At 64.4% G+C, this 20,249-nt stretch carries 19 protein-coding genes and 1 tRNA gene; 5 read left to right on the forward strand and 15 right to left on the reverse strand.

What is annotated here, in order from left to right:
• Positions 1 to 147 precede the first annotated feature (147 nt).
• Positions 148 to 891, reverse strand: coding sequence for a helix-turn-helix transcriptional regulator (locus AEQU_RS11990; RefSeq protein ID WP_022741043.1), 744 nt, complete (start codon positions 889 to 891; stop codon positions 148 to 150).
• Positions 892 to 1,105: 214 nt separating this feature from the next.
• On the opposite strand from AEQU_RS11990, the gene AEQU_RS11995 reads away from it, so the two are divergent.
• A complete protein-coding gene (locus AEQU_RS11995; protein ID WP_022741046.1) occupies positions 1,106 to 2,152 on the forward strand; it encodes a PD-(D/E)XK nuclease family transposase in 1,047 nt (348 codons plus the stop codon).
• Between the two features lie 340 nt (positions 2,153 to 2,492).
• On the opposite strand, the gene AEQU_RS10050 is transcribed toward AEQU_RS11995, so the two are convergent.
• The 3 genes from AEQU_RS10050 to AEQU_RS10060 all read right to left on the reverse strand — a co-directional run bounded on the left by AEQU_RS10050 (position 2,493) and on the right by AEQU_RS10060 (position 5,118).
• Positions 2,493 to 3,155, reverse strand: coding sequence for an HAD family hydrolase (locus AEQU_RS10050; protein ID WP_022741049.1), 663 nt, complete (start codon positions 3,153 to 3,155; stop codon positions 2,493 to 2,495).
• Entirely contained in the window at positions 3,156 to 4,439 is a 1,284-nt protein-coding gene (locus AEQU_RS10055) for a homoserine dehydrogenase (protein WP_022741052.1), read from the reverse strand. It lies immediately after the preceding gene.
• Between the two features lie 283 nt (positions 4,440 to 4,722).
• Positions 4,723 to 5,118: a molybdenum cofactor biosynthesis protein MoaE gene (locus AEQU_RS10060; protein WP_022741059.1), complete on the reverse strand. Its 396-nt coding sequence runs from the start codon at positions 5,116 to 5,118 to the stop codon at positions 4,723 to 4,725.
• A 241-nt stretch (positions 5,119 to 5,359) separates the two neighbouring features.
• Here AEQU_RS10060 and lysA point away from each other — a divergent pair, with 241 nt between their 5' ends.
• A complete protein-coding gene (lysA, locus tag AEQU_RS10065; RefSeq protein WP_022741063.1) occupies positions 5,360 to 6,715 on the forward strand; it encodes a diaminopimelate decarboxylase in 1,356 nt (451 codons plus the stop codon).
• Between the two features lie 215 nt (positions 6,716 to 6,930).
• On the forward strand, positions 6,931 to 7,431 hold the full coding sequence (locus AEQU_RS10070; protein WP_022741069.1) for a nitroreductase family protein: 501 nt from the start codon (positions 6,931 to 6,933) through the stop codon (positions 7,429 to 7,431).
• A 2-nt stretch (positions 7,432 to 7,433) separates the two neighbouring features.
• Here the strand turns inward: AEQU_RS10070 and AEQU_RS12000 are convergent, their stop codons facing one another.
• On the reverse strand, positions 7,434 to 9,047 hold the full coding sequence (locus tag AEQU_RS12000; protein WP_144079491.1) for an Mbeg1-like protein: 1,614 nt from the start codon (positions 9,045 to 9,047) through the stop codon (positions 7,434 to 7,436).
• A gap of 92 nt (positions 9,048 to 9,139) precedes the next feature.
• Here AEQU_RS12000 and AEQU_RS10080 point away from each other — a divergent pair, with 92 nt between their 5' ends.
• Both AEQU_RS10080 and AEQU_RS10085 read left to right on the forward strand, forming a co-directional pair.
• Positions 9,140 to 10,603, forward strand: a complete 1,464-nt coding sequence (locus tag AEQU_RS10080; protein ID WP_022741080.1) for a sodium-dependent transporter — start codon at positions 9,140 to 9,142, stop codon at positions 10,601 to 10,603.
• Positions 10,604 to 10,721: 118 nt separating this feature from the next.
• Positions 10,722 to 10,805 (forward strand) — tRNA-Leu (locus AEQU_RS10085).
• 56 nt (positions 10,806 to 10,861) lie between these two features.
• Here AEQU_RS10085 and AEQU_RS10090 read toward each other — a convergent pair.
• The 10 genes from AEQU_RS10090 to serS all read right to left on the reverse strand — a co-directional run bounded on the left by AEQU_RS10090 (position 10,862) and on the right by serS (position 20,179).
• Positions 10,862 to 11,371 (reverse strand): GNAT family N-acetyltransferase, encoded by a 510-nt coding sequence (locus AEQU_RS10090; protein ID WP_084280685.1) that lies wholly within the window; start codon positions 11,369 to 11,371, stop codon positions 10,862 to 10,864.
• A gap of 205 nt (positions 11,372 to 11,576) precedes the next feature.
• A complete protein-coding gene (locus AEQU_RS10095) occupies positions 11,577 to 12,524 on the reverse strand; it encodes a beta/alpha barrel domain-containing protein (protein WP_022741084.1) in 948 nt (315 codons plus the stop codon).
• Positions 12,525 to 12,673: 149 nt separating this feature from the next.
• A complete protein-coding gene (locus AEQU_RS10100) occupies positions 12,674 to 13,453 on the reverse strand; it encodes a TVP38/TMEM64 family protein (RefSeq protein WP_022741087.1) in 780 nt (259 codons plus the stop codon).
• Between the two features lie 152 nt (positions 13,454 to 13,605).
• A complete protein-coding gene (locus AEQU_RS10105) occupies positions 13,606 to 14,424 on the reverse strand; it encodes a PRC-barrel domain-containing protein (RefSeq protein WP_022741091.1) in 819 nt (272 codons plus the stop codon).
• Between the two features lie 3 nt (positions 14,425 to 14,427).
• A complete protein-coding gene (locus AEQU_RS10110; RefSeq protein WP_022741095.1) occupies positions 14,428 to 15,000 on the reverse strand; it encodes a YtxH domain-containing protein in 573 nt (190 codons plus the stop codon).
• A 157-nt stretch (positions 15,001 to 15,157) separates the two neighbouring features.
• On the reverse strand, positions 15,158 to 16,159 hold the full coding sequence (locus AEQU_RS10115; protein WP_022741099.1) for a D-alanine--D-alanine ligase family protein: 1,002 nt from the start codon (positions 16,157 to 16,159) through the stop codon (positions 15,158 to 15,160).
• Between the two features lie 40 nt (positions 16,160 to 16,199).
• Entirely contained in the window at positions 16,200 to 17,636 is a 1,437-nt protein-coding gene (locus AEQU_RS10120) for an aminotransferase-like domain-containing protein (protein ID WP_022741101.1), read from the reverse strand.
• A 1-nt stretch (position 17,637) separates the two neighbouring features.
• A complete protein-coding gene (locus tag AEQU_RS10125; RefSeq protein ID WP_022741105.1) occupies positions 17,638 to 18,039 on the reverse strand; it encodes a cyanophycin synthetase family protein in 402 nt (133 codons plus the stop codon).
• Complete coding sequence (locus AEQU_RS12005) at positions 18,032 to 18,877, reverse strand: hypothetical protein (RefSeq protein ID WP_022741108.1); 846 nt, start codon at positions 18,875 to 18,877, stop codon at positions 18,032 to 18,034. Before AEQU_RS12005 ends, AEQU_RS10125 begins: the two co-directional genes overlap by 8 nt.
• Before the next feature lie 6 nt (positions 18,878 to 18,883).
• Positions 18,884 to 20,179 carry a serine--tRNA ligase gene (serS, locus tag AEQU_RS10135; RefSeq protein WP_041714699.1) on the reverse strand — a complete coding sequence of 432 codons (1,296 nt, stop codon included), beginning with the start codon at positions 20,177 to 20,179 and terminating at the stop codon, positions 18,884 to 18,886.
• Positions 20,180 to 20,249: the final 70 nt, after the last annotated feature.

Raw genomic sequence — 20,249 nt, forward strand, 5'->3', positions numbered from 1 at the left:
TCTCTGCGACGAAAAGTATTCCGAGTGAGGAATACTTTTCTGCACTACTGTGTGAACCACTCTTTCAGCCAGGCGTTGACGTCGCATATCGGAGATTTCGTTGAAGCGCCATCGCTTGCGAAATGCCCCGCCTTCAATCCCGAGCGATCACCATGGAACATCTTGATCGGCAGAATCAGCATAAAAGCTAACCGAATAAGGCATATCGTCATTGAGGGGGTCATCGTCTTCGCGACTAGCGGCGGCAAGCCAGAGCTCGTGACGAAGCACGGTGCCTCCCATCGCCTCTATGGCTTGATTCGCTCGCTCAGAAAGCGTATCTAGGCTTCCCGGCTCGTTGAGCAGCTCCGCTGCGTCCATGGCCTCAGCCATGCCTGGCTCCCCAGCGCAACCGATAACGCGCCCATGATCCTCGGGATCCAGGAGAAGCCGCAATGATTTCTCCTCGCCATTGAGGCGATAGACAATCTTATTGTAATCTGGATCGTCAGCCACGCTGTCCCACCATATCACATATGAGAACTGCTGGTTTGGCAGCCAGACGAAAAGTCCGAAGGCCAGCGCCATAGCCGCCGCGCCGATGAGCGCCCATTTGAGGGAGCGCACGAGGCGATCGAGCCGTTGCGACTCGCTGGTAACGCGCTCGTCCAGAAGAGAGGTCTCCCACGCAAGATCGCGGGGCTCTTTCTCCGCCATCGCACTCTCCCCCAGCAGTTCAGCGGCGCTCACTCCGAGGGCGCGGGCCAGGGCCACAAGCGAATCGGCGTCGGGAACCGAGGTGCCACGCTCCCACTTCGAGACGGTCTGGCGCACCACGTGGACGCACTCGGCCAGCTCGTCCTGGCTCAATCCCTGCTGGATGCGCAGCTTCTTGATGGTGTCCTTCAACATGGCGCCGGCCCTTCTCGGAAACGTTCTCACCGCTTCACCGTAGCAGTACGACGCCGAGGACACAAGCAACGATGTTTAACAAAGGGACACTGAACTGGTCTTGCGACGCAAGTGCGGTCGGCGCGAGGAACAAAACGAGACCTTCCCGCGTCATTTATGCGGTTGTGATCGAATAAAGTGGCCCTCCCCCTTCCATCGATTTGAGGAGAAGCCCATGAAGGAAAACGAACTCGAGTTCAGTGATTGGCCCATGTTCGATCTTCTGATGACGAACGAGGAGCTTTGCCGCGAGCTGCTTGAAGTAGTCCTCGATGCACCGGTGTCGAACATTGAGTACATCATCGCCGAGAACGATATCCGTCCGACGCTCACCAACCACGGCGTGCGTCTCGACGCCTACGTAAAAACCGAGAACGAGGTTTACAATATCGAGATGCAAACAGTCAAGCGGACTAAACTCGGTCGCCGTTTGCGCTTCTACCAGGGCGCCATGGACACCTTGGCACTACGCCGTGGCGAGCACTACGGAAACCTCCCTCCCTGCTACATCGTTTTCATCTGCCTGCACGATCCCTTCAATGCGGGGCTGCCGGTATACACGCTAAACGTAAAGTGCCAGGAGAATACGAGCGTGGAAACGGACCATGGGTTCACCTGGGTCGTCTTGGGTGCCTCTGCCTGGGACAGGCTCCCTCCGGGACGCCTGCGAAACCTGCTACACTATATTGCTACCGGAGAAGCGGGCGACGATCGGTTCGCCACGAAACTAGCCGCCGCCGTAAGGGCAGCGAACGGCGACGAAGCGTGGAGAAAGGAGAAGATGGCCTTGCTGACATTCGAGGAAGACATGGAGATCCAGAGACGCATGCTCGAGGAAGACCGGGAAGACCTCGAGACTCTAAGACGCATGCTCGAGGAAGACCGGGAAGACCTCGAGACTCTAAGACGCATGCTCAAGGAAGACCGGGAAGACCTCGAGGCCCGAAGGCGCATGGTCGAGGAGCAAAGGCGCACGCTTGAGGAGCAACAGCGCGTGCTTGAGGAGCAAAGGCGCATGCTTCAGGAAGATCTCGAGAAACTAGAGCACATCGCCGTCGAGACAACGGAAAGCGAGGGACGGGCTGAAGGCCTTGAAGAGGGAGAAGCGCGTCTTGGCGCGTTGGTGACGGCGCTGATCGAATCGGGTCGCTCGGAAGAGGTAGCACTCGTTGCAACCGATGCTGCCGCTCGCCGTGCGCGATTCGAGGAATTCGGCCTCTAGAAAGAGCTTTCTCACGCTCACGTCTCCGCTCCACGTAAGACGGACTCGCGCGTCAGAGGGACCATCCTCCGACGCGCGAGGTTCGCCGTGGGCCGAAAGGTGAACCGTTTTATAGGGCCGCGGTGGCAATGCAGCCAGCGAGGACGAAGACGGCGACGGCGAGCAGGGCGGCGGCGCAGAGCGTGGTGATCATGATAGGCTCCTTTCGCTCGGGCGGGACGCGGGCTACGGGCAGTGCCCCGTTACGCTTTTCGGCGGTTCCGCATCCCCCAATTTCGATGGTTCCATCATGGCAGCATCCACTTACGCTGCCGTTGCGCGTATCTTACGGTTTTGTCGTTTAAGCGCCGGCCTTGGCGAGAAAGATGTCGGGGTCGAGATCCTCCCATGAGGCGATGAGGAAGTCGGCGCGCTCGAAGAGCTGGTCGCGGGTGCCGGAGATGTCGTTGTCGTAGATGGCGCCAGTGCGGTAGCCGGCCGCGCGCAGGGTGTCCAGGGCGTAGGCGGCATCTTCGAAAGCCCAGGTGTGGGCGCGATCAGTGCCGAGGAAGCTGCGGGCGTGGTCGTAAACAGCCGGTTCGCGTTTGCTCGTCTGCAGGTCGTCCACAGACACGACGGTCTTCATGTAGGGGGCGAACCCACAGCGTTCCACGCACGTGGCCAGCATATCGGCCGGCGTGGAGGAGGCTACCGCCATAGGCACGCCGCGCTCGTGCAGGGCCTGCACGAAGGCCAGCGCGCCCGGACGAGCCTCCACTTCGTTGGCGTAGAAGGCGCGCATGCGGTCGAAGATCATCTCGAGCACCGCCTCGTTGCTCTCGCCGAGACCGCATTGCTCATGTAAATAGGCGCTGGCCTCGGTCAGCGACATGGTGGTGATGGCTTCGGCGTCGGCCTCGGTCAGCGTGATGCCGGCCTCGGCCGCCAGGGTGCGATCCACCTCATGCCACGCTCCCATGGAATCCACCAGCGTTCCATCGCAATCGAAAATGATGCCGATCACTTATTCCTCCACGCGGATGACGGAAGGCGTGTCCAGCACCACGTTGTCCAGGGCCAGGGCCTCTTCCAGAGCCTCGCGGATGTCGCGCTCGCGGCAGCGGTGGGTGACCACTACCTGGTCGACGCGCTCGGCACCGGAACGGCCGCGCTGCACGATAGACTTCACCGAGATGTTGTGGCGCGCGAACACGCCGGCCATGGTTTCCAGAACGCCCGGACGGTCGGTCACCGAGAAACGCAGGTAATAGCGCATGACCAGCTCGTCCATGGGCAGGATGGGCAGGTCGTCGGTGCAGGTGCAGCCCACAATGGGAGCCACGCCCTGCTGAATGTGGCGCGCAACTTCCAACACGTCGCCCATGACGGCGCTAGCCGCGGCACCCGCGCCGGCGCCCTCGCCGAAGAACATGGTCTCGCCCACAAAGTCGCCCACCACGTAAATGGCGTTGAACACGCCGTTTACGGTGGCCAGCTGATGGTTCGTCGGGATCATGGTGGGATGCACGCGCACATCGACCCCATCCTCGCGGCGATGGGCGATGGCCAGAAGCTTGATGACGTAGCCCATGTCGCGAGCAGCCTCGATATCCACCGGCGAGATATTCGTGATGCCGTCGGTAAAGACATCGTCCAAGGTCACACGCGAGTTGAAGGCGATGGAAGCCAAGATGGCGATCTTCGCCGCCGCGTCGAAGCCGCCCACGTCCGCCGTGGGATCGGCCTCGGCGAAGCCCTTCTGCTGCGCCTCGTGCAGGGCGTCCTCGTAGGACAGGCCGTTGTCGGCCATGCGGGTGAGCATGTAGTTGGTGGTGCCGTTCACAATGCCCATGACCGAGGTGATCTCGTTGGCGATGAGCGAGTGCTTCAGCGGATCGATGATGGGGATGCCGCCGCCCACGGACGCTTCGAAGGCCAGTTCCTTGCCAGCAGCCTCGGCGGCTTCCATAACCTCCTTGCCGTGGGTGGCCATGAGTGCCTTGTTGGCCGTAACCACGTTCTTGCCGGCGGCGAGCGCGTTCAGTACGACCGTGCGGGCGATGGTGGTGCCCCCGATGAGCTCCACCACGATATCGATCTCGGGATCGTTGATGATGTTGTTGAAGTTGTCGGTGAACAGGTGGCCGACCCCGTGGGCCTCGGCCTCGGACGGCGACAGCGAGCACACGCGCGCCAGCTCGATATCCACACCGAAGTGGCGCAAAAAGTCGTCCTTGTGCTTCTGGATGATGTCGATGCACCCACCGCCGACGGTGCCGGTGCCCACCAAGCCGATTTTCACTGCCATGTTACGTCCTCTCCCGAGCGCGAAAGTTCTCTATGATCGGACGATTATACAAGCACCGCGAAGGAAGTCGTGCATCAGAGCGGGGAGAGGGCGGTTTCCCAGACCTCTGCGCGCCCCCTGGAGAACGCGGCCGTTAAGAAACAGCTTCCACGTCAGCAGCAACGATGTCGGGATAATACCGACTTATGTGCGTTCCTTTCGCTGTTTCTTTTGCCGCGTTCGGAAGGGGATAAAGCGCGCAGCGGGCTGGGAAACCGCCCTCTCCCCGCTCCACCATCAGCTTCTACGCGAAGATCTCTTTCTCAACCACCAGCTCATTCTTGATGTGACCCACGAGCTTCTGCAGCGCGTCGATGCAGTTGGGGCGGATATCGGCGCCGATGAGCACGTACATGAGCGAATCGCCCACCTCGCAGCGCCCCTCGTTCAGCCAGGTGCGCACATAGTAGACGCCGGGCCAGGTGAGCGCCTCGGCCTCGGCGGCGGCCAGACCCTCCGCATCATAGGAGAACTCGACGGCCACCACCTCGCCCAAGCCTTCCACGCCTTCGCGCACCTGGGCCTTCGGGGTGATACGCACCACGCCGTTGTGGGTGAGGAACATGCCGCACTGGGCCGCCGCCGGATCGGCCTTAGCCTCGCGCAGCCACTGATCAACGGAAGGTTCAGTCTTCGCCATCTCGCGTCCTTTCGTTCGGAGCTTTCCAAAGTAGAGCATTTCGCTCGACATTATCTGTCGCCGAGAATATACCACAGGAGCTGGAACCTCGGCCGCACGCCGCCATTCCCTCCCAATTATCACACGGAAGGCCGCCGATTTTAAGCGCTTGAAACAGAGCCTTGTTACCATAGGCGCCAGACCATGAGAGACCTGCGCTGCGGCAACGCGGCGCTGCAACACGCCGAGAAAGGACGCGGCCATGAGCTTGCCCGCCTCAGACCTGACGAAGAAGCCCGATATGCGCACCACCATGGAGCTGGGTGCTGTACTGCCCGAGACCGCCGAGGTGCGCGACGACCACCTGTTCATCGGCGGCGTCGACATGGTGGAGCTGGCTCGCAAGGAGGGCACCGCGCTCTACGTGTTCGACGAGGCCGACCTGCGCCACCGCATGGAGGCCTACCGCGAGGCCTTCCGCAGCCGCTACGAGAACTCCGACATCATTTACGCGTCGAAGGCGTTCCTGAACAAGGAAGTGGTGCGCATCGCCGAGGCCGAGGGGCTGTGCCTGGATGTGTCCGGCGGCGGCGAGCTGGCCTGCGCCCGCTCGGTAGACTTCCCCATGGAGCGCGTGTTCGTCCACGGCAACAACAAGACGCCCCGCGAGCTGGAAGAGGCCATCTCCGCCGGCGTGGGGCGCATCGTGCTTGATTCCCGCATCGAGCTGGCCCGCGTGAACGAGATCGCCGGGCGCCTCGGCGTGGTGCAGGACGTGTACATGCGCATCACCCCCGGCGTGGAGGCCGACACCCACGAGTACATCCGCACCGGTTGCGAGGACTCGAAGTTCGGCTTCACCATGCGCGAGGACTTCGCCTTCAAGTGCGTCGGCGACGTGCTGGCCGCCGAGAACGTGCGCCTGGTGGGCCTGCACTGCCACATCGGCTCGCAGATCTTCGCGCTGCACTCCTTCCGCGAGGCGGCGGCGGTCATGGTGGAGTTCATGGCCCGCATCCGCGACACCTACGGCCACGAGATCACCGAGCTGGACTTGGGCGGCGGCTTGGGCATCGCGTATTTGGCCGAGCATCAGCCCTCTTCCATCGACGACTTCGCCGAGGTCACCTGCTCGGCGGTGCGCGATTTGTGCGAGAGCCACAACCTGCCGTTGCCGCGCCTTCTGGTGGAGCCGGGCCGCTCGCTTGTGGCTCCGGCCGGCGTCACGCTGTACACCGTGGGCATCTTGAAGACGCTGCCGGGCATCCGCAAGTACGTGGCCATCGACGGCGGTATGTCCGACAATATCCGCACGGCGCTCTACCACGCCGACTACGAGCCCACCATCGCCAACAAAGCCGGGCAACCCCGCGAGGAAATCGTCACGCTGTGCGGCAAGCACTGCGAGAGCGGCGACGCCGTGGTCATCGACATGCCCCTGCAGAAGGCCGACCTCGGCGACATCGTGTGCGTGTTCGGCACCGGCGCCTACAACATGACCATGGCCAGCAACTACAACGGACAGCCCCGCCCGGCCGTGGTGTTCGTGCGCGACGGCGCATCGCGCGTGGTCACTCGCCGCGAGACCTACGAGGACCTCTACCAGCGCGACCTGTAGGGCACCGGCTTCTTGTCGGTTTTATTGCGGCGGGTTGGCGGAACCGTAATAAGGAACGGTTCACACCCTGGCAACGAAACCAGCTTGCTAAGGTGAAGGCAATCGCGGGAAGCGGCACCCACCCTCATGCCCATTTCCGCTCGTCCCTTGAGGCTCTGGGGCTCGCCGTTGGCGCGAGGCCTTGCGCCGCACGTTCAGGATCGAGGCCAAGCCCTATGAATGCCATTTACCTGCGCAGCAGCGTCCGTCAGTACACCGACGAGCCGGTGGACATCCGAGATATCGAGAAGCTGATGCGTGCCGCCATGGCCGCCCCCTCCGCCGTGAACCAGCAGCCCTGGGAATTCTACATCGCGCGGGACGAGACCACGCGTCTGGCTCTGGCCGCTTCAAGCCCCTACGGCACGCCGGCCAAACTCGCCCCCTGCGTCATTGTGGCGTGCCAGCGCACCGAGGGCCTGCGCGCGCCACAAGATGCCCCCTACGACATGAGCGCTTCCGTGGAGAACATCCTCATCGAGGCCGCCAACCTGGGCCTGGGCGCCGTGTGGCTCGGCATCGCGCCGGAGAAGGATCGCATGGCCGCCGTTGATGTGGCCCTGGGAAGCCCGCGCGGCGTTACGCCCTTCGCGCTCATCGCCGTGGGCCATCCCGAGCACAAACCGGAGCCCAAAGGCCCCACGCGCTACGACGAGACGCGCGTGCACTGGATTTAGCATCACTCGGCCTTGGCCTTACGCTGGGCATCGCGACGGGCGCTGTTGCGCTCGGCGGTGACGTCGCTGAAGGCGCGGGTGAGGCCGCGCAGGGCGTTCAGCATGATCGTACGGTCCTCCGCAGGCGCTCCCATCACGCCGTCGCGCAAAATCGCCCACTCGCGGCCGCCCTCGAAGAGTTGGGAGGCATCGGTGATGCCGGCCGCCTTCAAAGCGGCGAACAGCGCGTTCACCATGGCCTCGCGCTCGCTGCCATCTAACGAGGCGAGCCAGCGATCCAGCGCCTCAGCGCGACGCTGCGTGCGCTCGGGAAGCTCGGGGAGCGTGGCGAAGGCCTTCAACGCCCCGCTCACGTTTCGCGCAGTCTCTGCATCCCGCACCTCGCCCGTATCGCGCGCACCTTCCGCATTGCTTCGACCCGCCTCGCCGTCCGCGCCTTCTACGACCCACCGGAACACCGAATGCTGCTCGAAACCGCGCCCGGTGGCCTGCACCACCTCCACGGGCATGAAGGATTCCATGAGGATGCCCACCATGGAATCGGCCGGCACCTGCTTGGTCATGCGGCCCGCAAGCGGCTCGTAGTCGGTCGCTGCGAACAAACCGGCTTTGAACCCGGGGCCATCGTGGTTGTAGAGGCGCGCGATGCGCTGCTGCACCTCCGGCGCCGCCGTGAGCGCCGCGTACTCGGCCAGGTTGCCGCCCTTGGAATGGCCGCCCACCAGGAGCGTCTCGGGAAGACGCGAATCGGCGGCCACTGCCGCCAGATAGCGGGCCGCCAGCACCTGGGCCTCGACCGGCGCCCGATAGGCCATGTTGAAGTCCTCGCGCCACCCCGTGAGCGTCGTATCGGTGCCGCGAAAGCCCACGTAAGCGAAGTGCCCAGGGCACACGTAGGTCGTGGCGGCGAACTGCAAGTCGCGTGTCTCATCGAACGCAGCTGCGTGATCGTAGATGAGCAGATCGCGGAAACGCGGGCTGGCAGCCATCCAGAACAGCTGCTGCTTCATCTGCGCCGCGTGCATGCCGGAGAACATCGTAGGGAACAGCTCGGCCCGCATAAGGTCGGCGAACCGCACGGGATCCAGCGGCGCCGTCGCGTCCTGGGTCATTTCGGCTCGGTCCCGCCTCGCCGCCGGAGAAAGCTCCGCGGCCTTCTCCATACTCGCCGCTTTCGTCCCCGCAGCGCCAAGACCCTGGGGGCCGGCCAGCGGATCGTCGGCTCGAACGTCCGCGCCCTCCTTCGCGGCCCGCAGGCCTGCGCGTTCACCTGCACGTTCGCCCACACGCCCCCGCAGACGGCCGAGCAGACCGCGCAGCTCGCCCAAAGCCCCATGGCCCGCACGCGCCTTCGGAGACGCAGCCCCACCCGAAACCTGCGCACGGTACACCTGGGGCATGACGCCTTCGCCCCGTGCCATGCAGAACTGCGCGAGCAACGCCGAATCCACGGCATTGAAAGGCACTTCATCGAAAGTAGCCAGCTGGGTTTGCAGATATGTGAGCACATCGTTCATGACTGCATTATGGGATACCGCCGCGCCGCGCACGGCAGCCTCCCCCACCAGACACGGAGCCGTTGCCAAAGCAGCCTCGCGCCACCATGACCTTTCCACTTATCTTCCGCTACAATGACGCTGCAATTTCATTCAAAACGCTCGGGAGTCCAATGCAAAAGCATCTGGAATCCTGCACCAGGAAGGTTCCCATGACCACCGACACCCCCTCCGCTTCCCCAGTCCGCACCTCGGGCAACAACGCCGACGCCCCTACTTCGGTCGCCGCGCCCCGCGAGCACTTCGCCAGCCGCCTCGGCTTCATCCTCATCTCGGCCGGCTGCGCCATCGGCCTGGGCAACGTGTGGCGCTTCCCCTACATCGCCGGCGAGTACGGCGGCGCGGCCTTCATTCTGATGTATCTCATCTTCCTCGTCATTTTGGGTCTGCCCGTCATGGTCATGGAGTTCGCCGTCGGCCGCGCCTCCCAGCGTTCGGCCGCCCAAGCCTTCGACATCCTGCAGCCCTCGCGGCGCTGGCACTGGTTCTCCTGGTGGGCCTACATCGGTTGCATGCTGCTCATGATGTTCTACACCACGGTCTGCGGCTGGATGCTCGCCTACATGGCGAAAATGGCCACGGGCACCTTCGACGGCCTTGACCCCGACGGCGTCGCCGGCGTCTTCGGCACCATGCTCGCCAACCCCTCCGAGATGGTGGGCTGGATGCTCGCCGTCGTCGTCATCGGCTTCTTCGTCTGCAGCTTGGGCCTGCAGAAGGGCGTCGAGCGTATCACGAAAGTGATGATGATCGCCCTGCTCGGCGTCATGGCGCTGCTCGTGGTGCGCTCCGTCACGCTGCCCGGCGCCGCCGAGGGTCTGGAATTCTATCTGGTTCCCGACTTCGGCAAGATGTTCGCCGGCGGCCTGTCCGGCTTCGGGGACGCCGTGTACGCCGCCATGGGCCAGGCGTTCTTCACGCTGTCGCTCGGCATCTCGGCCATGGAGGTCTTCGGCAGCCGCATCGGCAAGCAGAACTCGCTCACGGGCGAGGCCCTGCGCATCTGCGGCCTGGACACCGCCGTGGCCATCCTCGCGGGCCTCATCATCTTCCCCGCCTGCTTCGCTTTCGCCGTCGCCCCCGACCAGGGCCCCTCGCTCGTGTTCGTCACCCTGCCCAACGTGTTCAACCAGATGCCTTTGGGGCAGCTGTGGGGCACGCTGTTCTTCGTGTTCATGAGCTTCGCGGCGCTCTCCACCATCATCGCCGTCTTCGAGAACCTCATCACCTTCACCATGGAGAAATGGGATCTCGACCGCAAGCGCGCCTTGGCCCGCACCGCCGTGCTCGTCACCGTGCTGAGCCTGCCCTGTGCCCTGGGTTTCAACGTGCTTGCCGGCATCACTATTCCGGGCATCGGCGACATTCAATCCATCGAGGACTTCATCGTGTCGAACAACCTGCTGCCCTTGGGCAGTCTGCTGTACGTGGTGTTCTGCGTGTCGCGCAAAGGCTGGGGCTGGGACAACTTCCTTGCCGAGGCCGATGCGGGCACGGGCATGAAGTTCCCGCGCTGGGCCCGCGGCTGGCTCACCTTCGGGCTGCCCGCGCTCATTATCATCATCTTCATCATGGGCTACGTGCCCAAGATCATGATGTGGGCGGGTTTGGCGTAGCAGCTTGGCGTAGTGGTTTGGCGCAGCGGCGTGACGTAGTTCGGGGAATTCCCTAAGCATCGCCGATTTCACCTCGACGTTGGCGAGCCCTTCCGCTATACTGCACTGGTGCCCCTGAGCCCGAGTGGTGGAACGGCAGACACGACGGTCTCAAAAACCGTTGCCGAAAGGTGTGCGGGTTCAAATCCCGCCTCGGGCACCATCGAAGACCAACGGCCCCGTCCCCACGGGGCCGTTCTGCATGCTTGAGTCGAAGACCTACTCCGTCGGGTGATAGTAGATGTACATATCCTCGTAGACGTCGTCTTTGTTGCGGAAGCCGCCGGGAATCATGCCGATGCGCGCGAAGCCGAGGCTCTCGTAGAGCGCTCGGGCCCGTTCGTTGCTGGCAACCACGGCGTTGAACTGCAGGCCGCGGAAGCCGCATGCGGCCGCTTGGCGCAGGCAGTCCTCCACAAGCAGGCGCCCAATGCCCTCGCCGCGGCTGGCCCCCGCCACAGCGAAGCTCGCGTTTGCAACGTGGCCGCAGCGCCCGATATTGTTGGGATGCAGAATGTACAGCCCGCGGATGCGCCCACCCACCGTAGCCACGGCCGTATGGGACTGCTCGGCAAAGAAAATCCGCGCCTCTTCCAACGTCATCGGCTCGGTCTGCGGGAAGGCATTGCCCGCTTCTACGACCTCGTTCCATATCTCCGCCATCGCCGGCAGATCTTCCTCCTGGTAAGGCCGGGTAACCTTCAAGGCTAATGGGTCCAGTGTGCTCATAGTGGCTTTCTTTCCATGGTATTCTCAAGAAGCGATATCTGTAGGGAGCAATTTCCGTAGGGGCTGACCTTGGTCAGCCCCCCCCCCCGCAAGCGGCACAATGCCGCACGACAAAAAAGGGGCGACCGAGGTCGCCCCTACGGGATCGAACGCAAGGTTGGCGGACGCTCTGGGCGCGAAGCCGCCAACAAGCTCCGAGGCCGGACTAGATGTCGGCCAGGGTGAAGTCCTTCTCGCCGTTGAACACAGCCAGGGCGTCGGCGACGGCCCAATCGGCCAAGGTGATGGCGGAGATGGCCTTGGTCAGGCGCACCGCCTCGTCCAGGGAGCGCTGGTGAATGTTGCGACCCGTGGCGTTACCGTCGGCACCGCCCACGTGAATCTGGTCATACAGCTGGCTGAGGAAGGTCTCGGCATCCACGGTGGAGCCACCCGCGCACACGAGGCCCGTGCGGCCGGCGGCGGTGGAGGCCACCTTCAGCGCCTCGGCCGGGGTGCGGCCGTCCTCGGGCTTCGGCGGGTTCACCTTCACGAAGTCGGCGCCAAGGCAGAGGGCCACGCCGGCGGCACCGGCGATGAGGTCGGGATCCTTCTCGGCGGTCACGGCCTTGCCGCGGGGATAGATCCACAGCACGACGATGAGGCCGTTGGCATGGGCCTGGGCGATGAGCTCGCCGGCCTCGGCCATCATGGTGGCCTCGTACTCGGAGCCGAGATAGATCGTGTAGCCAAGGCCCACGATGTTCACGCCGGCCTCCTTCATGGCCAGCACGGCGTCCAAATCGTACAGCTGCGGGGAGTAGGGATCCTCCTGCTTGGTGCCGACGAGGTTGGTCTTGGAGTTCATCTTGATGAGGTAGTTGATCTCCGGGTAGTCGGCCGCGTACTGGGCCACCAGCCCGCGCTGGCCGGCGAGCACGCCGCACACGCCCTCGGAGCCGATCTTGAACAGATGCTCCGGATCGAGATCGGCGATGTCGATGCCCTCGCCGTAGAAGTCCTTGTTCAGGTGCTCGATCTTCTGATCGCAGGCGAACAGCATGAGACGGCCGGTCTCGCGCGTGGCCTTCAGGTAGTTGGTGATGTACTCGTCACGGGCCTCGGGCATGACGTCGGCGGGAACGCGCACCTCTTCCCGGGTGATCTTCGGCATGGGTTTCCTCCTAGAGAGTCGTTAGAGTCGTTGCAATAACGCGCTTATTGTACAGAAACAAAGCCTGACCGCGCCTTCTTTCACAAAGAAAGTAGGCGCAGAACCTCTCGTTGCGCCCAAGCGCTGGCACGGAGGCGGCGCGGCACGGATTACTTCTCGGAGCCGTTCGACTTTTTGGTCACACGTCCGTATACGACAAGCGCCACGATGGCCACAGCGGCGGTCACGGCGAAGATGATGACCGATTCCACGATGTTGCCCGACACAAGCCCCGCTGCCGCGTAGGTGGAAAGCACGATGCCGGGAATACGGGCGAAGTTCGAGATGAGCACGAAGTTCTTCATGGACATGTGCGTGAGCGGCGTGATGTAGGTGAACACGTCCTTAGGCAGCCCTGGGATGAGGAACAGGATGAACACGATGGCGTTGAACTTGTCGGAGGTCTCCCAATCGCGGAACTTGCCCATGTACTTCTCGGGCACCATGGCCTGGACGAACGGGGCGCCCAGCTTGTGCACCAGCACGAAGATGAACGAGCTCGAGATAATGCAGCCGAGCCAGATGATGAGCGCGCCCACCCAAGGCCCGTAAATCATGCCGGCGGCCACCTGGACTACCTCGCCAGGGATGAAGGCCACGACGATCTGAAGGAACTGGATGGCCAGCAGAATGAGGAAGCCCCAGGGGCCGGCGTTGCGGATGTCGGAGGTGACGCGGTCGACACCGCCGGGCTCGAACAGCTCGTGGATCATGGGCCAGATGAGCACGACCACCACGATCATGATGACGAAGAACGCGATGAGCCCCACGAACTTGAAGATGTCCGCCGCAGGCATCGGATGCCCGGCGACCGACTTCTCCTCGTGGGCCTTCGCCTCGAGCTTCTCGAGCCGTTCGGAATGGTGGTGGTTGTTCGGGTGCTTTTCCATGGCTTCCAGTCTAATGCAGCCGCCCCACGACGGGGGCGGCTTTCAGGAACTCTTTACCTTAGTGACGAAATCGTAAGCCGCAGGCCCGCGGCGCGCAGGTCGGCGCCTCGGCGCCCAAAACGTCGGCGCCCAGCGCCCGCCCACAGCGCGGCCTAGTCGTCTTCCTTGCGAGCCTTGTCGTACTCCTCCTTGAAGGCGGAGAACATGCCGCTGGCGCGCTTGATCTGGCGGCCCGTGGCGTAGGCCCCCTTGTTCACAGCTTTGCCCGCAGCCTTGGTGGCAGTGGACACGGCCGGTTTCACAGCCTCCACGGTCTCGCGGGCGCGGTCGGCCACCACGGCCGTGGCCTCGCCGGCCTTCGCGGCCAGGCCACCCTCGACGGCAAGCTCGGCCACCTCGTCGGACACGAGGATGGCGCCTAAAATCGGCTCTTCCCCCTCGTCCTGCCCGTTCACGGAAAGCGCCGTGCCGATGCCGCGCTTGAAGCCGCGGATGAGGTGCCCGGGGATCTCGCGAACGCCGAGCAGCGCGTTGGCCGTGGCCCCCTGGGTCACCGTGAGCGAGCGCACCTCGCCGGTCTTCGGGTCGAAGGACACGTCGCCCACCGTGCCGTACACGGTGCCGTCCTCGCCCATGACGGGCAGCCCCGCCCACAGCACGCAATCGTCGTAGTTCACGCCCATGGCCTTGCAGGCGCCCTTGCCCGTGGCCTCGGGGGCCTGGGACACCACGATACGGCCGTCCACCACGTCGTAGCCGTTGTAGGCCACGAACACGTCCTTGCGGCGGAACATCCACAGCAAGTCGGGGCGTTTCACGATGAAGCCGACAAAGCGGCGCTGGGTGGGGTGGAACACGCAGTGGCGCACCTTCCCGAGCCGCTTTACCGCCTCAGGTTTCTTCGGCGTGCTCTTGTCGAGAAGCACGCGCTTTCCAACGATCTCGCCCGTGGTGCCGTATCGCTTGGCCATGATTTACTTCTCGTCCTTCTTGCCCTCGGCGGCCTTCGCCACCTCGCCGGCGGCTTCCTTCACCTCGGCGGCCGTCTCCTTGGCGCCTTCCTCGGCCGTGGCGGCGGCGTCCTTTGCGGCTTCCTTGGCCGTCTCGGCGACGTCCTTGACGGTCTCGGCGGCATCGGCGTCGGCGTCGGCGTTCTTGGCCACCTGATCGGCAATGCGCTGACGGGCAGCTTCGATCTTGTCGCGCAGCTCGTCGCCCTTCTCGTTGATCGTCGGGGAGATGTTGCTGGCGGCCTCCTGGATAGTGGCGGCCACATCGGCCCCGCGAGCGGCGGCCTCGGAGGCGATCTCCTGGCCACGGGCCGTCACGTTGTTCACGACCTCGGCACCCTTGGTGGCCGCTTCCTGGTAGATGTGCTGGGCCCCGGCGGCGGCGGAATCGCCCCACTGCTGGGCGTTGCCCGCGAACTCGCCGGCTTTGTCAGCCACCATGGCGCGCGTCTCGGCGCCAGAACGGGGCGCGGCCAGCAGAGCTGCAACGGCGCCAACGACGCCACCGATGAGGAACATTCCAAATTTGTTGGCCATAACTGCCTCCTTTATCGACAGAGTATCAGGTTCGCCCATTATAGGCGGAGAGCCCCGCGCGGGGGCTCTCGCTGCTCATTGCTCACCTTACGGTAAACAAGTTGTAATTCGTCATAGATGAGGAAATCTCTCAGAGAAAACCTCAGTCCGTGCGAACCTAGAAACAGGCACCGCGGGCGTAGGCCTCGTTCACGAGCGTGTCGAGCACCGCGGGCAGCGACAGGCCGGCCGCGGCGCAGGCCATGGGGAACAGGGAACGCTCGGTCATGCCCGGGGACACATCCACCTCGAAGCAGCGGGCCGCGCCGCCGTCCCAGATGAGGTCGACGCGCCCGAGATCGCGCACGCTGTAGGCGCGGTAGACTTCCAGCGCCGCCCGCTCGATTTCCGCGCGGATGGCCTGGGCATCGGCTGCGTTGGGGGAAAGCGACTCGTCGCGCACGGGGCAGAAGAACTCCACAGCGTCGTCGGCCATGCGGGCCGCCGCGTCGTAAAAGCCCTCGCGAGTCACAATCTCTACCGGCGGCAGCGCGTGGGCGTCCCAGCCGGTGCCGAGGATGGACACGGAAAGCTCCACGCCATCGACCCACTGCTCGATGTTCACGGCCTCGTCGTAGGACAGCGCATCGAGCACCGCCTCGCCCAACTCCTCCTGGCTTTTCACCTTGTGCACGCCCAGGGCGCTTCCGCCGTGGGCCGGCTTCACGCAGACCGGATACCCGCCGATCACACGGTCGGCCACCATATCGAGCGCCGTGGCCGCACCCATGCCCTTGAAAGCATCGCGCGCCAGGTAGACGCCCTGGGGCCAGGACGCGCAGCCCTCCTCGCCGGTCAGGTCGCGGTACTTCGCCAGTGACGAGTGCAGGGCGTCCTTGTTCCAAGCGCGATGGCAGACGCTCGCCGGCGAGCCCACGAACGGGATGCCGAGGAACTCCAGCAGGCTTTGGATGGTGCCGTCCTCGCCGTGCTTGCCGTGCAGGGCGTTGTACACCACATCGGGCCGCTCGCTGCGCAGCGTGGGAACCAGATCGGCGTTGGTGTCCAGGGGCACCACCTTGTGGCCAGCCTCTTCCAGCGCCTCGCACACCACCTTGCCGGAGGCCAGCGACACCTCGCGCTCGAAGGACTTGCCTCCCATGAGCACTGCAACTTTCATACACGTCTCCTTCGTTGTTGGAACTCCTCGGGGGCGGCCTTTATTCTGCCGCGGCTTCCTGCGCCTCGGTCACCTTCTCCTCGGCGATCTCGATCTGCTCGGCATCGCCTTCGCGGGCCTGCATGACCGCTTCCTCGTTCTGCTCGGAATCGACGATGACGTCCTTCCAAGAAGTGGCATTCTCGTCCATGGCTGCATCCTTTCTGTCGTAGCCGGGCAGCGCGCCGGCCTCAATGAACACGCGGTAGAGTTCGAGGCGCTCCTCGATCACCTTCGCCAGGCGTCGGATGGCCTCGGTGATGGATTCGGGCGTCTCGAAGCTGAAGTTCACGCGCATGGAGTTGCGCCCGGTTTTTCCATCGGGGAAGAACGAATTCCCCGGCACATAGGTTACGCCCGACTCCAGCGCTTCGGCAAGCATCGAATCGGTATCCATATAGTCCGGCAGCGTAATCCAGAGAAACATGCCGCCGGCCGGATGCGTCCAGGTGGCCTCGGGGGGAAAGAACTCGTCGAGGGCCGCCAGCATGGCGTCGCGGCGCTCCTTGTACAGCGCGATGAACTTCTGCAGCGTGCGCTGCCACGCGACATCGGCAAAGTAGTGCTGCACGACCAGCTGGTCGAAGGCGCTGCCGCACAAATCGGCACCCTGCTTCACCAGGTTGATGCGGGCGAGCACGGCCTCGGGCGCGGCGATCCAGCCCGTGCGCAGCCCCGGCCCCAGCATCTTCGAAATCGTGCCCAGGTAAATGACCGAATCGTCCATGGCCTTCAGGGGCACCTGGTGGCCGCCGTCGTAGCGGAGACGGCCGTAGGGGTCGTCTTCCACCACCATGAAGTTGTACTCATGGGCCAGCTCGAGCAGGCGGCGCCGGCGCTCGGCCGTCATGGTGACGCCGCCGGGGTTCTGGAAATTCGGGATGGTGTAGCAGAACTTCAAACGCGGATTGTCCTTGCCGATGCGCTTGAGTTCCTCCTCCAGAAGATCCATGCGCATGCCGTCCTCGTCGAAGGGGATCGCACGCACATCGGGCTCGAAGGCGGAGAAGGCCTGCAGCGCCCCCAGATAGGTGGGGCCCTCGGTAATGATGATGTCGTCGGGGTCGATGAAAGCCTCGGCGATGAGTGTTAGGGCCTGCTGGGCGCCCGTGGTGACAAGCACCTGGTCGGCCTTCACGCGGATGCCCAGATCGCGCATCATATCGGCGAGCACGGCGCGCAGCCCGGCGAGCCCGTCGGTGGGGCCGTACTGCAGCGATACCGCGCGGGCCTCGGGGCTCTCAATGGCGGCCAGCGTGGCGCGGCGAATGTCCTCCTCGGGCAGAAGCGACACAGCGGGCATGCCGCCCGACAGCGAGATTACATCGTCGCGCGTAGCGGCGGCGAACAGGTTGCGCACGGCCGACGGGCGCATCTTGCGCACGCGTCGGGCGATCTTGTCGCCGGTGGTGTCGAAGGTGATGTGAGCTGACGACATCTTATTCAACCGTCCCTTCCAGAAGCGCCAAGGCGTCCTTCAGGGCGCCCAATGCGATGAGGTCATCGGTAAAGTTTACTGTAACACGGGCCAAACCGTCCCGCTTCGAGAGCCATTCCGTCGTACCTACAAACGTGGCATCGGAGGCGCAAGCGGGGTTCGCAGCCTGCAAATCGATGACCAGATGCTCCAGCGCATGGGGCAGCGACGTGCGGGCGAGCACCTCGGCAAAGGGGGCGTCCTCGTCATTCAAGCAGGTGTGGAAGGCGAGGGAGGGGCGCGCGGCAAGCAGCCGATCGGCGCCGCACGCGCCCAAAGAGGCGTCCGCGCCCTCGGGCACGCGCACGAGCAGGGCCATGCGATCGCGCTCGAAGGCAATGCGCTCGACGGCGAGCCTAGGCACGGTCGTCAGCTTTGTCCGAGGTGCCGGGGGCCGAGATGGCATCGGCCTTGTCGGGCTCTGCGCCGCCGTCGTCGTTGCCGGATTTCGAGCCATCACCGGTGTCGGCCTTGGCGTCTTCGCCAGCCGGGGCCTCGGGCGTGTCAGCCGCCTCGGGAAGCGACGGCGTCCCCGTGGGCGTGCGGGAAAGCAGCGTGACGCCCCGGGCCGCCTCCTCCGGAGCCAGCACGCGCCCCTGGGCGCCCTCGGCCAGCGCGCGCAGCGTCCAGGCGATATCGTCGCCCAAGGTGTCGGCGCCGGAGAAGTCGCCGTCCACCAGGGCCAGCTGGTTGCGATCGAGCGAGAACCGGTAGCGGCCGCCGCCCTTCAAGTTGCCGAAGGATAGCTCGAAGGTTTTGTCCTGGTCGTTCAGCGCATAACGGTAGGACACATCATCGGTCAGCTGGATGCGATCCTCGGTGATGGTGATGGGCGTAGCCGTGCCGGCCAAATACCAGGTGCCCGCGAAATCGGCCGCATCGTCCTCGGAGAACCAGTGGAGCCACGCGAATCCGCCCGCCGCCGCACCGACGAGCAAAACGACAACGACAACTACGGACACCACCGCCACCCGCACCGGATGGCGGCGTTTGCGAGAAGGCGCAGTGTTCGAACGGCCTCCCCTCCCCCTCCGCACTTCGCGGCCGCCATCGCCTTCACCGGACGACGCCGCGCGACGAGACGACGGCTTCTGCGCCGTCGCCGTGGCGGCTGTCGTCGCAGCGGAGCGGAGACGACCCTCGGCAGGCGGCCGGCCGCCGGAACCGGTCGGCGCGGCCGCCGCCGGCGACTGCTCTTCCATGGCTCTTTAGACCTCTTCCGGCCCGATCACCGTCTTGCCGCCCATATAGGGAACGAGCACCTCGGGCACCGTGATGGTACCGTCGGGATTCTGGTAGTTCTCGATGACGGCGGCCATGGTGCGGCCCACGGCCAGGCCCGACCCGTTCAGGGTGTACACGAAGCGGCTACCCTTGAAGTTGGCCGGGTCGCGGTACTTGATGTTGGCGCGACGGGCCTGGAAATCGGTGCAGCAGCTGCAGGAGGAGATCTCCTTGTAGGCGCCGTAGCTGGGCAGCCACACTTCCACGTCGTAGGTCTTCGCGGAGGAGAACCCGATGTCGCCGGTGCACAGGCTGATAACGCGATAGGGCAGCTTCAGCTGCTGCAGGATGTTCTCGGCGTCTTCCACCATGGATTCCAGCTCGTCGAAACCGGTCTCAGGTGTGGCGAACTTCACCATCTCCACCTTGGAGAACTGGTGCACGCGAATGATGCCGCGGGTATCGCGACCGGCGCTGCCCGCCTCCTCGCGGAAGCACGGGGTGAAGGCGCAGTAGTGCAGCGGCAACGAATCGGCGTCGAGCACTTCCCCGGCGTGCAGATTCGTCAGCTGCACCTCGGCCGTGGGAATGAGGTAGAGGCCCTCGGTGGTGTGGAAGAGGTCCTCCTCGAACTTCGGCAGCTGGCCCGTGCCCGTGAGCGTGGCGGCGTTGGCGAGCGCCGGCACCCACCACTCCTTGTAGCCGCGGGAGGTGTGCTGATCCAACATGAAGGCGATGAGCGCGCGCTCGAGACGGGCGCCGGCGCCGCCGAGCACGTAGAAGCGGCTCTCGGCCAGCTTCACGCCGCGCTCGAAATCGATGATGTTCAGGGCCGGCCCCAAATCCCAATGGGCCTGCGGTTCGAAGCCCTCGGCGGCGAAATCGCGGGGCGTGCCCCAGCGGCGCACCTCGGGATTGTCGTTCTCGTCCTCGCCCACCGGCGTGGTGGCGTCCACCATGTTCGGAATGGAGAGCATGAGCGCGTCCATGGCGGCCTCGGCCTCGGCGCGGGCATCGCCCAGAGCGGTGAGCTTCTCGTTGATCTGGCGGACGGTCTCCTTGGTGGCGTTGGCCTCGTCGGTCTTGCCCTGGCCCATGAGCGCGCCGATCTCCTTCGAAAGCTTGTTGCGCTCGGCCTGCAGGGCCTCCTCCTCGGCGATGACCTCGCGGCGCTGCACATCAAGGGCGGTGAACTGCTCCGGGTCGAAGGAGGCGTGGCGGTTCTTCATCGTCTCGGCAACCTCGTCGAGGTGCTCGCGTACGTACTTGATGTCCAACATGGGGCGGCTCACTTTCACAATGATCGGTTGCCTTAGGCGCCGGCAGTCCGGCGGTTTTCAATGCGGCCCA

It is taken from the genome of Adlercreutzia equolifaciens DSM 19450 (assembly GCF_000478885.1).
Taxonomy (GTDB): Bacteria; Actinomycetota; Coriobacteriia; order Coriobacteriales; family Eggerthellaceae; genus Adlercreutzia; species Adlercreutzia equolifaciens.

Coding starts and splice junctions, on each gene's coding strand:
- serS (WP_041714699.1), bottom strand. CDS start 20,179: ATGTTGGACATCAAGTACGTACGCGAGCACCTCGACGAGGTTGCCGAG.
- AEQU_RS10100 (WP_022741087.1), bottom strand. CDS start 13,453: ATGGAAAAGCACCCGAACAACCACCACCATTCCGAACGGCTCGAGAAG.
- AEQU_RS10090 (WP_084280685.1), bottom strand. CDS start 11,371: ATGAGCACACTGGACCCATTAGCCTTGAAGGTTACCCGGCCTTACCAG.
- AEQU_RS10060 (WP_022741059.1), bottom strand. CDS start 5,118: ATGGCGAAGACTGAACCTTCCGTTGATCAGTGGCTGCGCGAGGCTAAG.
- AEQU_RS10115 (WP_022741099.1), bottom strand. CDS start 16,159: ATGAAAGTTGCAGTGCTCATGGGAGGCAAGTCCTTCGAGCGCGAGGTG.
- AEQU_RS10105 (WP_022741091.1), bottom strand. CDS start 14,424: ATGGCCAAGCGATACGGCACCACGGGCGAGATCGTTGGAAAGCGCGTG.
- AEQU_RS12005 (WP_022741108.1), bottom strand. CDS start 18,877: ATGGAAGAGCAGTCGCCGGCGGCGGCCGCGCCGACCGGTTCCGGCGGC.
- AEQU_RS10080 (WP_022741080.1), top strand. CDS start 9,140: ATGACCACCGACACCCCCTCCGCTTCCCCAGTCCGCACCTCGGGCAAC.
- AEQU_RS10055 (WP_022741052.1), bottom strand. CDS start 4,439: ATGGCAGTGAAAATCGGCTTGGTGGGCACCGGCACCGTCGGCGGTGGG.
- AEQU_RS11990 (WP_022741043.1), bottom strand. CDS start 891: ATGTTGAAGGACACCATCAAGAAGCTGCGCATCCAGCAGGGATTGAGC.
- AEQU_RS10120 (WP_022741101.1), bottom strand. CDS start 17,636: ATGTCGTCAGCTCACATCACCTTCGACACCACCGGCGACAAGATCGCC.
- lysA (WP_022741063.1), top strand. CDS start 5,360: ATGAGCTTGCCCGCCTCAGACCTGACGAAGAAGCCCGATATGCGCACC.
- AEQU_RS10095 (WP_022741084.1), bottom strand. CDS start 12,524: ATGCCGAAGATCACCCGGGAAGAGGTGCGCGTTCCCGCCGACGTCATG.
- AEQU_RS10070 (WP_022741069.1), top strand. CDS start 6,931: ATGAATGCCATTTACCTGCGCAGCAGCGTCCGTCAGTACACCGACGAG.
- AEQU_RS10110 (WP_022741095.1), bottom strand. CDS start 15,000: ATGGCCAACAAATTTGGAATGTTCCTCATCGGTGGCGTCGTTGGCGCC.
- AEQU_RS11995 (WP_022741046.1), top strand. CDS start 1,106: ATGAAGGAAAACGAACTCGAGTTCAGTGATTGGCCCATGTTCGATCTT.